Genomic DNA, 14,939 nt, shown 5'->3' on the forward strand with positions numbered 1-14,939 from the left:
ATGAAGACGTTATTTCCCCTTAAACCACGCGCACAAACGCTGGTTTTTACTTTACTTGCCGGGACTCTGACCTTTAACGCGGTGGCTGCACCGGTCAAAGGCGGTACGCTGATTTATCTTGAACAGCAGGCACATACCAACCTCTATCCGCCTGCCGGTGGCTTTTACCCTAATGGCGGCATTCTCAATCAGATCACCGATAAATTAACCTGGCAGAATCCCGAAACGCTGCAGGTTGAACCCTGGATTGCGGAAAGCTGGACTACCAACGCCGACAAAACCGAATACACATTTAAATTACGGCCTGGCGTGACTTTTTCCGATGGCACACCATTAGATGCGAACGCGGTGGCGAAAAACTTTGATACCTACGGGCTGGGAAATAAAGCGCTGCGCCTGCCGGTATCGGAAGTGATTAATAACTATGAACGCAGCGAAGTGATCGACCCGCTGACGGTGAAATTCTATTTTAAAAAACCCTCGCCCGGATTTTTACAGGGCACCGCCACCATTGGCTCTGGCCTGGTCTCGCTGAGTACCCTGGCGCGCAGTTTCGATCAGCTGGGCGATGCGCGTCACATTGTCGGCTCCGGCCCGTTTGTGGTCAGTGATGAGAAGCTCGGTCGGGAGGTGGATCTGGTAGCGCGTAAAGATTATCAGTGGGGACCGAAAAACATTCAGCAGCAAGGTCCGGCCAATCTGGATGCGATAAAAGTGATCGTGACGCCGGAAGACAGCGTGCGTATCGGTGCACTGCTGGCGGGCCAGGCAGGCCTGATCCGTCAGGTGCAGGCCTACGACGAGAAGCAGGCTAAAGATCAGAACTTCACGGTTTATGCCGCGCCGACCCGTGGAGTAAACGACAGCCTCAGCTTCCGTCCGGATAATCCGCTGGTCAGCGATATCCGGGTGCGTCAGGCGCTGCTGCACGCCACCAATGCCAAACAGGTGGTTGAGACGCTCTTCTCGCCGAACTATCCGCAGGCAACCTCGGTCGTGGCCACCACCGCCGCCGGCTACGTCAATCTGGCGGACAAACTCACTTTTGATCTGACAAAAGCGAAGGCACTGCTGGACCAGGCGGGCTGGCAACCGGGTGCCGATGGCATCCGTGAAAAAGCAGGCCAGCGGCTGGCGTTAACCGTTTATGAATCACTGCCGCAACCGCAAAACAAAGAGGTGCTGCAACTGGTGGCGCAGCAGTGGCGCCAGGCGGGCGTCGCCCTCAGCGTTAAAGCGGGCGATGCCGGCAGCAAAACGCTGGATAATCTCGACCCCCTTAAGACCCCGCTGAACGTCACCGAAGTCGGCCGCGCCGATCCCGACGTGATCAAAAGCAGTTTCTACCCGGCTAACCGCGATAACCTCCTGCAGAAAGGCGGCTCCAGCGACAAAGTGAAAAACTTCCGTGATGACAAGCTGAACCAGCTGCTGGTCGCCATCTCCGCTGAAGTTGACCCGGCAAAACGATTACAGCTGACCGGTGACGTTCAGCGGTATCTGCTGGACCAGGCCTATGTGATTCCGATTTTCGAAGAGCCGCAGGTCTATGCCGGTGCGCCCTGGCTGAAAGGGGTCAGTTTTGAAGCGGTGGGCCGTCCGGCACTCTATGGCGCCTGGCTGGAAAAACAGTAACCGGAGGTGAGGATGCGTCATTATCTGCTGCAACGCGCTGGCCTGGGTGTATTGGTCCTGTGGGCCGCGTTTACCCTGTCGTTTGTGCTGCTGCAGGTGCTGCCAGGCGATGCGGTCCTGATCAAATTTCAGAATCCGGATCTCGGCCTGAGTCCGCAGCAGATTGCTGAGATGCGTCAGGCCTATGGCGCGGACAGCCCGCTGTGGCAGCAATATCTGCACACGCTGGTGGCGATACTGCACGGCGACTTCGGCTATTCGGTGCAGGCGGGCGTGCCGGTCAGTGAACTGCTGACCAGCAATCTGCCTGGCACGCTGCGACTGGCCCTGTGCGGCTTTTTGCTGGCGACACTGCTGGCATTCGTGCTGGCGACACTGTCGCGGCTGCCTGCCCTGCGCGGCCTGCGTAATCTGCTGCAGTCACTGCCCGCGCTGTTTATCTCAGTGCCGACCTTCTGGCTCGGCATAGCCCTGATTCAGCTCTTCTCATTCCAGCTGCGCTGGATCCCGGTAATCAATCCCTCACCGTGGCAGGGACTGATTCTGCCCATTATTACGGTCGCCGTTCCGATCTCAGCGCCGCTGGCTCAGATTCTGTTGCGCAGCATCGATGAGGTTTCAACCCGGCCTTTTGTGGCGGTGGCGCGCGCCAAAGGAGCCAGCGAGCACTATGTGCTGTGGCGGCACATCCTGCGCAACGCCATGCTGCCGGTGCTCACCGTGGCGGGACTGCTGCTGGGAGAACTGATTGCCGGTGCGCTGATTACCGAAACGGTGTTTGGCCTGGGCGGTCTGGGACAGCTGACGCAGCAGGCGGTGAACAATCAGGATGTGGCGGTATTGCAGGCGGTGGTGATGATCTCCGCGCTGGGTTTTGTGGTGATCAACCTGCTGGTGGATCTGCTGATGCCGCTCTTTGACCCGCGCTTACAGCTGTTACGAGGTGCAACATGAGTCTGGTTGATTACGCTGCTGCGCGGCAACCCGTGGCGGCAAAGAGGCGCACTTTACAGTTCTCGCCGGGCCTGTGGCTCGCCGTTTCAGTCATGCTGCTGGCCGTACTGGCAGCCCTGTTCCCGGCCCTCTTTACCCAGGCCAGCCCGATTGAAGGAATTGCGGGTGCACAGCGACTCGCTCCGCAGGCCGGACACTGGCTCGGCACCGATCAGCTCGGCCGCGATCTTTTTGCCCGCATCGTTTACGGCGCGTCCCATTCGCTCTCCGCCGCCGTCATGGCGGTGGCGATCGGACTGCTGGCAGGTACCGCGCTGGGTCTGGTGGCAGGGGCTATCGGTGGCAAAACTGAATCAATTGTGATGCGCGCAGTGGATGTCCTGCTGGCGATTCCGGCGCTGCTGCTCTCTCTGAGCGTGCTGATTTTACTCGGTTTCGGCACCCTGAATGCCGCATTAGCAGTGGGCATTGCCTCCATCGCCAGCTTCGCCCGACTGGCACGCGCCGAAGTGGTGCGCATCCGTCACAGTGAGTATGTCGAAGCGGCTTACGGCAGCGGCGGCCGCTTTTTCAGCGTGTTGTGGCGTCACATTCTTCCCAATGCGCTGACGCCGGTGATCGCCTATGCCGCCCTGCAATTTGGTCAGGCGATTCTGGCGCTGTCGACTCTGAGCTTCCTCGGCTACGGCACCCCACCGCCGGTGCCGGAATGGGGTCTGTTAATCGCTGAAGGGCGTAATTATCTGGCTACCGCCTGGTGGCTGACCACTTTTCCTGGTGTGGTGGTAGTCGCTGTGGTGCTTGCAGCCAACCGTATCAGCCAGCAACTTTCAGGAGGACGCCGATGAGCGCTCAGCCGTTACTCGCGGTCAACAATCTGACGCTAAGCTATCGCAGCGGCAACCGTTGGCAGCCGGTGGTACATAACGTCAGCTTCGAGCTGCAGCCCGGTGAGATGGTGGCGCTGGTCGGGGAGTCCGGCTCCGGTAAAACCACCACCGCACAGGCGATAATGGGTCTGATGGCGGAAAATGGCCGCCGAGAAGGGGGCGAAATCCTGCTCAACGGCGTGGATATCAGTCAGTGGTCGCAAAAGCGCTTCGATACCCTGCGCGGGGCGCGCATCAGTCTGGTGCCGCAGGATCCCGGTAATTCACTGAACCCGGTGAAAACGGTCGGCGAACAGGTGGAAGAGATCCTGCGACTGCACCTGAAATTACCGTCAGCGCAGCGCCAGCAGCGGGTGGTTGACCTGCTGACTCGCGTCGGCCTCAGTCATCCGGAACAACGGGTTAAGCAGTATCCGCATCAGCTGTCGGGCGGCATGAAGCAGCGGGTATTGATCGCCATTGCTCTCGCCCTGCAGCCGGAGATCATTATTGCGGATGAGCCGACCAGCGCGCTGGATGTCACGGTGCAAAAGCGCATTCTCGATCTGCTGGACAACCTGCGGCAGGAATCCCGCACCGCCGTGCTGTTTGTCACCCACGACCTGGCGCTGGCGGCGCAACGCGCAGATCGTATTATCGTGTTTCGTCACGGCGAGATTCAGGAATCGGGCCGCACTGAACAGGTTATCAGCGCGCCTGCTCATCCTTATACCCGTCAGTTACTGAATGATGCGGCACCACAGCGACCCGCCAGAGTTAAATCTGCAACCGCCCGTTTTTCTGCCCCCGCCATCCGGGCAACCGGCGTGATGAAAAGCTTTTCGCTGGGCAAACAGCAGCGTTTGCAGGCGCTGAACCAGGTCAGCTTTCAGGTGGCGCGCGGCACTACGCATGCACTGGTAGGCGAATCCGGCTCAGGCAAAACCACGCTGGCGCGCATCGTTATGGGTTTTGAAACCGCAGACAGCGGCGAGGCGACGCTGGATGGCATCGTGGTCAACGGATTACGCGGCGAGGCGCTGCGTCAGCTGCGGCGGAAGATCCAGTTTGTCTATCAGAACCCTTTTGCCTCTCTCGATCCGCGTCAGACGCTATATGCAATTATTGAAGAGCCACTGCGTAATTTTGAGCGGCTGAGCCGCAGTCAGCGCCGTGAGCGCGTAGAAGCGATGACCACGCGGGTGGCGCTGCCGCTCTCTCTTCTGTCACGTCATCCTCACGAACTTTCCGGCGGTCAGCGGCAGCGTGTGGCTCTTGCCCGGGCACTGATCTGCAAGCCGGAGATTCTGGTACTGGATGAGGCAACCTCGGCGCTGGATGTCACGGTGCAGGCGCAAATCCTCGACCTGTTACAGCAGCTCCAGGCCGAACTGGGTCTGACCTATCTGTTTATCACGCACGACCTGGCGACGGTGCGGCAGATTGCCGACAGCGTCACGGTGTTAAAAGCGGGCGAAGTCGCAGAGCAAGGTGACGTTGTCACGATTTTCAGTGCGCCACAGCATCCTTATACCCGGGAATTAATGGCTGCCATTCCTCCGCTTATTCCCTTAACCCACAAGGAGTCAGCATGAGCCGACGTCTCGGATTTTTTACCCGGCTGCTGGATAAGGTGCCGGCGAAACAGCGCTATCAGCTGGCCACCGAACAGATTCAGCATGCCGAACGCTGCGGATTTGATAATGCGTGGATTGCCCAGCACCATTTTCATCAGGATGAGGGGGGTCTGCCGTCGCCGCTGCTCTTCCTGGCGCATGTCGCCGCGCAGACCCGCACCATCCGGCTCGGCACCGCCATCATCACCCTGCCAATGGAAAATGCGCTGCGGGTGGCTGAAGATGCCGCAGTACTGGATCTGCTGGCAGATGGGCGGCTGGAGATCGGGCTGGGCTCCGGTGGCACGCCGGATTCGTTTTTGCCGTTTGGTCTGACCTTTGCCGAGCGCGGTGCCGCTTTTGCCGACCATCTGCATACGCTGCTCAGCGCCTGGCGCGGGGATTCACTGGGGCATCCTGATAATCATCTCTATCCCGCCGCGCCGCAGCTTGCCGGACGGGTGTGGATCGCCACCTTCTCGGTTGAGGGCGCAATCCGTGCCGCTCAGGGCGGCCATGGCCTGATGTTGTCCCGCACCCAGCCGCGCCCGGCGGGCCAGCCTGAGCTGCCGCTGGATGCATTGCAGAATCCGCTGATCGATGCCTATCTTGCGGCACTTCCTGCGGGAACCACTCCGCGCATCCTCGCCTCCCGTACCGCATTCGTGGCCGATTCTGACCGCTATGCCCGTCAGGTAGCTGAACCGGGAATTCGTCAGCAGGCTGCGCAGTATCGTGGCGAATTACGCGGTGAACGCTTTGATGACCTGCTGGCGCAGTTTGATGCCCATGTTGGCGGCATCGATCAGGTGCAGCACTCGCTGGCGCAGGACAGCGCACTGGCGCGCGTCACCGACATCTCATTCCAGGTGCATTCGGTTGAGCCTTCGCATGCCGACACGCTGCGCTCGATTGAACTGATTGCCCAACATCTTGCGCCCGCGCTTCGTGCCGCTGGCAAACCTCACAGGAGAATTTCATGAATCAACCTGACGATTTGATCGCCACACTGGCAGATATCGATCCCGATTCCGAACTGGCCCATGCGCGCCAGACACGTCACGCCGCCACACAACATGCTCAGGGTAGCTACACCCTGTTGTTTAGCCAGGGTGATGAAGATTTTCCGCTGGCGGAGCGCCGTCTGCTGGCCGCACAGGTTGCCGGCTGGCATGCACAACCCGGCCTGCAGGCGCACTACCAGCCACAGGAGAGTCTGGCCGGGAGTGATCGGATCAACGCGGCACAGGCTTTTGCCCATCGCCTGACCTTTGAGCCGGTTACTGCTGCTCCCGCACATCTGGAGGCTTTGAAACAGACGGGCTGGAGCCTGCGCGGCATTGTCACACTGGCACAGCTGGTGGCATTTGTCAGTTTTCAGAGCCGGTTGCTGGCGGGTCTGCGCAGCTTACAGGGCGATGAGGCGTCGGGTGAGGTTGCCCCGGTAGTCGCCGGTCACTGGCACGAGGCCTTACATACCGCCAGCGGCAAAACTGCCCTGACCGCGTTTACGCAACAGGAACTCGGCTGGGAGCCCTGGCTGCCGGCAAAACCGCTGTCGGAATTCAGCGAGGAAGAGCAGGCGACTCTGGCAAAATTCGGTCATACCGACTCCGACTATTTTCGCCTGCTGGCGCGCAATCTGCCGTTGCTGGAGCAGCGTACCCTGACCGATAAAGGCATTTTTTATACCGCAGGAGGGCTGCCACGCGCCGAGCGCGAACTGGCTGCCACCGTGGTGAGTAAGGTCAACGGCTGCATTTACTGCGCCTCAGTCCATGCGCGTAAAGCCAGCCAACTCTCAAAGCAGGATGAAGCGGTACAGAAGCTGCTGAATGTTGCACCCGGCGCGGTGTTATCTCACGGACACACCGCGCGCTGGCAGGCGATCATCGAATTCTCAGCAGCGCTGTCGCTGACCCCTGCCCAGCCGACACAGTCGCAGCTCTCTGCACTGCGTGAACAGGGTCTGGATACGCTCGCCCTGCTCGATCTGATTCAATCAACCGCCTTTTTTGCCTGGGCTAATCGCCTGATGCTGACGCTGGGCGAACCTTTTCTGCCGGAACAACAGGGATAATCATGACTTTGCCTTTAACCGACCAACTGGTGCAGTGGCGTCGCGAACTGCATCAGCATCCGGAACTTTCGAATCATGAATTTGCCACCACGGAACGTATTACCCGCTGGCTGGAGCAGGCCGGAATCCGGCTGTTGCCGCTGGGGCTGAAAACCGGCGTCGTGGCTGAAATCGGTCATGGCGAACCCCTGATCGCCCTGCGCGCGGATATCGATGCATTACCGATTGAAGAAACCACCGAGCGCCCATGGCGATCACAGCAGCCGGGCGTGATGCACGCCTGTGGTCACGACGTTCACAGCGCCGTGATGCTCGGCGTGGCGTTGCAGCTGAAACAGCAGGAAGACACGCTGCAAGGCCGGGTACGGATTCTGTTTCAGCCCGCTGAAGAGACCTTTAATGGCGCACGTCAGCTGATTGATGCCGGTGCGCTGGAAGGCGTTCAGGCGATATTCGGCCTGCACAACGCGCCCGACCTGCCGCTGGGCACGCTGCGTAGTCGGGCGGGTGCGTTTTATGCCAACGTAGACCGCTTTGTTATCCGCATTGAGGGCAAAGGCGCCCATGCCGCACGACCGCAGGAGGGCATCGATTCGATTGTGATTGCCAGCCATATCGTAACGGCTCTGCAGACCCTGCCGAGCCGGGTGTTCAGCTCGCTGGAAACGGTGGTGCTGAGCGTGACGCGCTTTACCGCCGGTAATACCTGGAACGTGCTGCCACAAAGCGTTGAGCTGGAGGGCACCGTGCGCACCCACAACGGCGAAATCCGGGCGCAGATCCCGCACCGCATGCGATCCCTGATTCAGGGTATTGCCGCCGGGTTTGGTGCGACCGCCGAACTGGAGTGGACTGAAGGACCGCCGGCCCTGATTAACACGCCAGGCTGGGTGGATGTTGCTCTGGACGTTGCCCAACAGAGTGGCTATCTCGCGGAGCACGCTGAGTCGCCGCAGATGGGCGGAGAAGATTTTGCCTTCTATCTGCAGCAGGTGCCGGGGGCGTTTGTCAGCATCGGCAGTGCCAGCGAGTTTGGTCTGCATCACGCCGCCTTCGATCCTGATGAAGCGTTAATTGGCCCGGCGGTGGACTACTTCACGCAGCTGGTGCCGCGCGCGTTGCAGATTGTGGCGGCGCAATGACGAAAAAAAGGAGTGCTGCTATGTCAGTTCAGGTTCCACAACCGATTCTTGATCATGCTGTGATTAACGTGGCCGACCAGCTCGACAGCGCCAGCGCGCGCTTCCGAAGGCTCGGCTTTCAGCTCACTGAACGGGGTCATCACTCTCTGGGATCGAGTAATCACCTGGCTATTTTTGGTGAGAACTACCTGGAACTGCTGGGCTATGAGACGGGCAAAGGGAGCCAGCGCGCCGATCTCTGGCAATCGCCGCTGGGATTGAGCGGTCTGGTGTGGAAAAGCAGCGATGCAGAGAGTGAGTTTCAGCATCTGCAACGGCAGGATCTGGATGGCGATCCGCCAGCGGCTTTTCATCGTCCGGTTACCCTGCCCGACGGTTCGGTGAGTGAAGCGCACTTTAGGACCGTACGGATTCGCCCTTCGCTGGTACCCAATGGCCGCAGCTTTTTTTGCCAGCATCTGACGCCCGAAGCGGTATGGCAGCCGGCATGGCAGCGTCACCCCAATGGCGTGCGTAATATCAGTGAGTTTGTGATTGTCGCGCAGGATCCGGCGCTTTCAGCGCTGGTCTATAGCCGCCTGTTTGGGGCCGCTAAAGTGCTCGCCTGTCCCGAAGGCGCCTTTGTCCTGCGCGCGGGTGCTGCCACGGTTCGTTTTGCTTCGGCAGACTATGCGCAGCAGCGATTTGGCCCGCTGCCGGAAGACTATGATGGCAGCGCCCGGATGGTCGCGCTGGGTTTTGAGACGGAGGATCTCGGCCTGGTTAAACGCGCGCTGGTGACGGGTGAAATTGCCTTTCATGAGCAGCCCGAGGCGATTGTGGTGGAGTCTTCAGAAGGTTTTAACCTGGCACTGCGGTTTACCTGAGTACAGATTCAGGAGGGGATGAAAAACGCCTCAAGTGAGGCGTTTCTTCAGAGCACGGACCGATAAAATATAAAGACTTATCGAATCTTAATAGTCCATCGCAGCACGCTTAAATCAGAAAAACAGAGATGGCGACAGGCCAAACCGGGCGCATAATGCCCGGATATGCGACACAGTCAACTGACGTTCGCCGCTGAGGATTCGGCTAACCAGCGATTTTTTACCGATCTCATTTTCGAAGTCGCTCAGGCTAAGATTGTGTTGCTCAATAAGCACGCGCAGAATGCCGGGGCCTGTGCTGATTTCATTTTGACGTGCATTAAATTCGGCCAGCTCCGGATCTTTATCTTCATAGTGAGCAATGCGCGCGCAAAGCAGGTCAACCAGCGGATTATCCGGCTCATGTTCAATCAGATATTCGACCAGTTTCAGTGCTTCTTCATAATCCTCGCGCTGGCTGCTGCCAGCCAGCAGCGGTACCGCTTCAGCGAGCTCATTTGACAGCCTGATAGCTTCAGTATTCATTCGGTAACCTCCCGATATTTTTAACAAGCTTGTCGTACTCAGCGTGCGTGCAGATATGCTTAATAAAGATTTTACTTCGCTCAAAATCCGCGAAGAACATCACGCGCAACTGGTTGCCACTCACGTCGATGACCCACCATTTAGCACGATATTTCATACGATCAAGGCTTGCATAAAGCGCTTTAAGATCGTCAGGACCACTGAAATCGCCTTGCCTGAGATGGCGATAAAGCAGATTAAGTGCGGCCGCTGCATTAGGATATTTTCTGGCCGCCTCATCAAACGGCACACGTGAAATAACATGCATTCCATTGGCTCCTGACTGTTTCCATTATGGAAACCATCCTGTCACAATCCAGCCATGTTGACAAGATGGAAACGTGTTAAATTTGCGTACTCAGTAGAGAAAATACGGCAAAAACTAATGTAAAACGGTGATTAAGGCATAATCGGCACGTGGTTTGGGTGACCGGTTATCTCTGGTAATAACCAAAAGGTAAGAGCAATATTGTGATCTGATGTCTGCTAACAACACTGCCTATGCAATGAAGACTTATTCACCACAAGTTTCGCCAACTGAGGTGATATAAATAATTGCACTCTGATTTGAAATAAAAAAACGCCTCAACTGAGGCGTTTTTCACAGGCTTTACAACGACACAAATCAGAAGGTGTAGCTGGCAGTCACTGAGAAATTACGCGGTTCGCCGTAGACTACGGAGCTGGCCACGTTGGTGTCATACTCTTTGTCGAACAGGTTATTGAGGTTGCCCTGCAGCGACAGATTTTTGTTCACCTGATAACGGGCGAAGAGATCAACCCGCGCATAGCTGCCCTGGCGGGCACGCCAGGTGCCATTGCCTTCCGGGCCACCGACGTCATTCCAGATATGTGTCTGCCAGTTCACACCGCCACCCAGCGTCAGCTGCTGCAATGTCGGCAGGCGATAACTGCTGAACAGGTTAAAGCTGGTCTGCGGCAGTTGCGGGTTAAAGGTGCTGCCATCGCGGTTTTCCGCAATGTAGCGCGTGCCGCCCAGGGTCATCTGCCAGTTGTCGGTCAATGCGCCGTTGACTTCAAACTCCACGCCACGACTCACCACGCCTTTACGGCCAATGTACGCGACATCACCTGACCCCTGAACCGTCTGAGTGGTTGCTTCACCGACATTATCCAGCTCGGTGCGGAACACCGAAATCGAGGTGGTGAAGCGACTGTCCATCCAGTCAGATTTCAGGCCTGCCTCGTAGTTTTTACCGATGATCGGCGACAGGTAATCGCTGTTTCGGTCGCGATAGTCCTGTGGCTGGAACACCGAGGTATAGCTGGCGTAAGCCGACCAGTTTTCAGCGAAGTCATAAATCAATCCGCCGTAAGGGGTGGTGTTATTTTCTTCCATTTCACCACCAGGCGTTTCACGGTTCCAGTTAGTGTAACGGGCACCGATAATCAGGTGCAGCGGATCGGCGAGCGACAGACGGGTCGCCATATAAGTCGATTTCTGGCGAACCAGTTGGGTATCGCTGGCTGGCAGACGCGGCGTCCAGGCTGATTCCGGATACTGACCGTTAAACTCGTTGTAGTTGCCCAGCGACTCCGATGAGATATTCTCAAAGGTACTGAAGTACTTGTTATCCTGGCGGGTGTAATTGACGCCGACCATCAGCTCATGCTGACGACCCAGCAGTTCATAAGGACCGCTGGCGAAGGCATCAACGGCATCCACTTTGCGTTTACCGGTGTTGTAACCAGTCCCGCCTACCACCGGATAGTTGGCATAGGAAGAGACGCCCGCCCCGGTGTTACGATCGAAATAGCCATCAAGATAGATCTGCTTACTGTCGAGGCGCATCTCGTTGTGCGCGCCGTTCAGTGTGATGTTCCAGCCGTTGTCGAAGTCCTGTTTCAGGTTCACAAAGACTTTACGGTTCTCTTTATCGTTGTAGGCCCAGTCAGGTGCGGTGTTGTAGCCGCGTCGGGTATGTATCTGCGTGCCGTCTGTGTACCAGCGCGGTGCGCCACCCCACATAGTGGAATCCGTATTGACCTGGCTGAATTCATAGCCGACCGAAAGCGTGGCAGAGTCGGTCAGGTCAGCGTCAACCACGCCATAGATAAACTGTTTTTTGGCGCCGTAGCGCTCTATGAAGCTGTTGTTATCCTGCCAGCCCGCGATCAGCCGGCCACGAACATTGCCGGAGTCACTGAGCGGAGCCGAGAGATCGGCCACGTAACGCTGCTTATTCCAGCTGCCGTAACTGGCGGAGACAGTGCCGCCGAACTCTTTGCTGTCGGCGTGTTTGCGCACCATATTGATGGCAGCTGATGGATTGCCCGGTCCGGTTAACAGACCGGTCGCTCCGCGCACCACTTCAACGCGCTCATACATTGCCATATCGGTCTGCGCATCGCCCAGGTTCCAGCGAACGGCAAAGGCAGTAGGAATACCATCGACCATGTAGTTGTCGATCATAAAGCCGCGCGCATAGTAGTTGGTGCGATCCATATCACCACTGATACCGCGAATACCGGTGGTATTTGCGAGCACATCATTCAGCGACTGGAGTTGCTGATCGGCCATACGCTGCTTACTGACGATGCTGACTGACTGCGGGACATCACGTACGGTGCCCAGCATTTTAGTGCCCGCACGGGTAACCGGTACGCTGTAATCAGTGGCGGGCGAAGCGGCTACGGCATCATCGGCTGACGCGCTGACCGTCATAGTCTGGTTATCGCTGGCAGCGGGTGCGCCGGTCTCTGCGGCATGAGCAGCGTTATGCGCCAGCGACGAGGCGACGATGACAGCCAGCAAGGAGAAGCGGAATGGACGTTGCAGAGCAGAAGTGTCCGTTGCCCTGGGGTGTTGAAGATCGAAAGCGTTCATTAATTCCTCAATTATCTTTATGTTTTTATGCTGCCACTGTCACGACCATGCTTCCTGCGGACATCGCTGCCCTGCTTATGGTTTGAGGAACCAGAAACCTTTCCCTGAGCGCCTGCGCGCGGGTGTGATGAACTTCTAAAACAAATGAGAAATATACGCATTGCGATTATCATTGCAAGATTTTGTTAGCAAACAATACGAATTTTTTCAGGGAATTGTCTGCGTGTGAAAGACGGCTGGAAGATGATAAAGACAGGGAGGCGTTTATAGGGTCAGCACGCCTGCTGACTTGTCAGAGCAACAGGGCTGCTGCATCATTATTTGTTAAAGATAAAATCCTGTAATGGCCGTTCATTGAACTGTAGTTGTTACTCCTGATGCCACAATATCTGCCTTAAATCTTTTATCACCTTATTTAACACCAGATATTGCAGGAATTCGTACGTGCGCAAAATTTCAACTCTTAAAGCGCTGATAACGACCACCGTTTTCAGTGTTTTTTCAGTCCACTCCGCCACACTTGTAGAGAGCGTGAGTGCGGGCTGGGATAATTTCAGTGATAAAGTCGCCACAACCTGGCAGCAGCCTGAAGGTTACGACTTTTATCTGCCCGCGATTACCTGGCACAACCGTGCCACTTACGATCGTGAACACATCAATAAATATAATGAAAGACCCTGGGGCGCGGGCGGAGGTATCTCCCGCTACGATGAAAAAGGGAACTGGAACGGCATCTACTTAATGGCGTTTAAGGACTCCTTTAATAAATGGGAACCCTTTGGTGGCTATGGCTGGGTGGCAACCTGGCGTCCGCTGGCCGACCAGAATTTTCACTGGGGTGCGGGTTACACGGCGGGCTTTACCGCACGGCACAACTGGGATTATATTCCGGTGCCTGCGCTACTGCCGCTGGCCTCTGTCGGCTATGGCGATCTCGATTTCCAGATGACCTATATTCCCGGCACCCATAACAACGGTAACGTCTATTTTGCCTGGCTGCGCTACCACTTCTGACAGTTGCCGATATAAGCGTTAGCGTGACATCGCCATGAGCGAGAGATCGTCCAGCGTGAGGGTTTCGCCATCATAGCGATGACGCAGCAGATGGTAGCTTTCGCATTCAATAATCTGCTCAACCGCGTCCGAAAAGATAGTCATGGCGCTGCGCATCTGGCTCAGATAGTCATGGGTGTCATAGACCCGATCGATTCCTTCCAGCGCATGGTTCATGATTTTTCGGGCGACGTCATTAGGCGTGTCGAGCGCTGAGAGTTTTGAACGTGCAGTCCTGCGCAGATCGCGCGGGGTAAACGCCTCCAGTCCCAGCCCACGGGGAGCGCGGATCATCCGGCGAAGTGCCTGATTCAGCGCGCCTTTTGACAGCGGCTGTTGCGGATCGCGTGGCGCGGGCACCAGCCAGGGTGAGGCCGGATCGGCGGCGCGCAGCAGTGCTTCGATGCACTGACGCATCAGCGGTGAAATGGGCAGCACATGCTCCCGCTGCGATTTATTGCGCGTACCCTGCATCCACAATCCTAATTGCAGATCGAACTCCGCTTTCTGCGCCTGCACAATTTCATCCGGCCGCCGGGCGCTGACCAGGCATAAACGCAGCGCCCAGCGCGCCTGTTCCGAGAGTGCCCAGTTATCCAGCCCGTGCCAGAACACCCAGATTTCTGCATCGGTAAGTTGCCGACTGCGCGGCGGCGTAGCGCGACCCGCGACATCACGCTTTTTCATTGAAGCGATGGGTGAATGATCGAGATAGCCCTGCATCTCTGCCCAGGCGAGAAATTGTTTGGTCAGCGCGAACACCCGCCGCGCCTCCTCTTTTTTACCGTCGGCGATCAGAATGTTATAGAGCCGGTTAAGGCGTAAGCGGTTCAGCGTTTTGAGTGGCTGCGAACCGATGTTCGGCAGGACATGTTTCAGCAATGAGGAGATGGCGATCTCAGGACGCCGCCGACTGATCAGCAGCGAGAGTTTTACCCAGACCTTCATCACCTGCTCTACCGAGCCTTCATCGCCAAAATTATCCAGCTCGCTGAGTGAAGCCTTTTTAACCTGCTCCAGCCAGATCAGTACATGGCGGCCTACGTGGGCTGAACGCGCAGGGATCTGTGTCAGATCTGGGGTCACATTTATACCTGTTTGTCACTGCAGAGCGGGCCATTCTATCCATTGTTTATCTATGACTCCAGACCTAATAAGTCTGGAGTCACAAAGACGCGTTCTGATGAAATCTGAGGAAGTTTTCGGGTGATGACCAACAAGTAAAACTAACGTCACTTCTCCCTTCTGGTCACGGTTATGGCGAATAAATAGCCCATTGTTATGGAATGTAAAGGTGGCTTACCGCGATATA

The 14,939-nt window shown here is 56.9% G+C and carries 13 protein-coding genes; 9 read left to right on the forward strand and 4 right to left on the reverse strand.

The window, feature by feature from the left end; all coding sequences use genetic code 11:
* From LC417_RS12640 to LC417_RS12675, 8 genes are read left to right on the forward strand one after another with little or no spacing between them, the layout of a single operon-like run.
* Complete coding sequence (locus tag LC417_RS12640; RefSeq protein WP_223565936.1) at window positions 1–1,635, forward strand: TIGR04028 family ABC transporter substrate-binding protein; 1,635 nt, start codon at window positions 1–3, stop codon at window positions 1,633–1,635.
* A gap of 12 nt (window positions 1,636–1,647) precedes the next feature.
* Window positions 1,648–2,589: an ABC transporter permease gene (locus LC417_RS12645; RefSeq protein WP_223565937.1), complete on the forward strand. Its 942-nt coding sequence runs from the start codon at window positions 1,648–1,650 to the stop codon at window positions 2,587–2,589.
* A complete protein-coding gene (locus tag LC417_RS12650; RefSeq protein ID WP_033768940.1) occupies window positions 2,586–3,437 on the forward strand; it encodes an ABC transporter permease in 852 nt (283 codons plus the stop codon). Before LC417_RS12645 ends, LC417_RS12650 begins: the two co-directional genes overlap by 4 nt.
* Window positions 3,434–5,053: an ABC transporter ATP-binding protein gene (locus LC417_RS12655; protein WP_223565938.1), complete on the forward strand. Its 1,620-nt coding sequence runs from the start codon at window positions 3,434–3,436 to the stop codon at window positions 5,051–5,053. Before LC417_RS12650 ends, LC417_RS12655 begins: the two co-directional genes overlap by 4 nt.
* Complete coding sequence (locus LC417_RS12660; protein ID WP_223565939.1) at window positions 5,050–6,057, forward strand: putative FMN-dependent luciferase-like monooxygenase; 1,008 nt, start codon at window positions 5,050–5,052, stop codon at window positions 6,055–6,057. Before LC417_RS12655 ends, LC417_RS12660 begins: the two co-directional genes overlap by 4 nt.
* A complete protein-coding gene (locus LC417_RS12665) occupies window positions 6,054–7,154 on the forward strand; it encodes an alkylhydroperoxidase domain protein (protein WP_223565940.1) in 1,101 nt (366 codons plus the stop codon). Before LC417_RS12660 ends, LC417_RS12665 begins: the two co-directional genes overlap by 4 nt.
* Before the next feature lie 2 nt (window positions 7,155–7,156).
* Window positions 7,157–8,296, forward strand: a complete 1,140-nt coding sequence (locus LC417_RS12670; RefSeq protein ID WP_022624362.1) for an amidohydrolase — start codon at window positions 7,157–7,159, stop codon at window positions 8,294–8,296.
* A 20-nt stretch (window positions 8,297–8,316) separates the two neighbouring features.
* A complete protein-coding gene (locus LC417_RS12675) occupies window positions 8,317–9,162 on the forward strand; it encodes a VOC family protein (protein ID WP_052270712.1) in 846 nt (281 codons plus the stop codon).
* Between the two features lie 114 nt (window positions 9,163–9,276).
* Here the strand turns inward: LC417_RS12675 and LC417_RS12680 are convergent, their stop codons facing one another.
* From LC417_RS12680 to fhuE, 3 genes are all read right to left on the reverse strand, one after another.
* Window positions 9,277–9,687 (reverse strand): type II toxin-antitoxin system HigA family antitoxin, encoded by a 411-nt coding sequence (locus tag LC417_RS12680; RefSeq protein ID WP_010247048.1) that lies wholly within the window; start codon window positions 9,685–9,687, stop codon window positions 9,277–9,279.
* Window positions 9,677–9,994: a type II toxin-antitoxin system HigB family toxin gene (locus LC417_RS12685; RefSeq protein ID WP_223565941.1), complete on the reverse strand. Its 318-nt coding sequence runs from the start codon at window positions 9,992–9,994 to the stop codon at window positions 9,677–9,679. The genes LC417_RS12680 and LC417_RS12685 overlap by 11 nt, the downstream gene beginning before the upstream one ends.
* Before the next feature lie 357 nt (window positions 9,995–10,351).
* Window positions 10,352–12,574 (reverse strand): ferric-rhodotorulic acid/ferric-coprogen receptor FhuE, encoded by a 2,223-nt coding sequence (fhuE, locus tag LC417_RS12690; protein WP_223565942.1) that lies wholly within the window; start codon window positions 12,572–12,574, stop codon window positions 10,352–10,354.
* 444 nt (window positions 12,575–13,018) lie between these two features.
* Between fhuE and pagP the strand changes: the two genes are divergently transcribed.
* Window positions 13,019–13,588: a lipid IV(A) palmitoyltransferase PagP gene (gene pagP / locus LC417_RS12695; RefSeq protein ID WP_033780278.1), complete on the forward strand. Its 570-nt coding sequence runs from the start codon at window positions 13,019–13,021 to the stop codon at window positions 13,586–13,588.
* A gap of 18 nt (window positions 13,589–13,606) precedes the next feature.
* On the opposite strand, the gene LC417_RS12700 is transcribed toward pagP, so the two are convergent.
* A complete protein-coding gene (locus tag LC417_RS12700; protein WP_033773401.1) occupies window positions 13,607–14,713 on the reverse strand; it encodes a site-specific integrase in 1,107 nt (368 codons plus the stop codon).
* Window positions 14,714–14,939: the final 226 nt, after the last annotated feature.

Source organism: Pantoea sp. OVA07A (assembly GCF_019969975.1).
Taxonomy (GTDB): domain Bacteria; phylum Pseudomonadota; class Gammaproteobacteria; order Enterobacterales; family Enterobacteriaceae; genus Pantoea; species Pantoea agglomerans.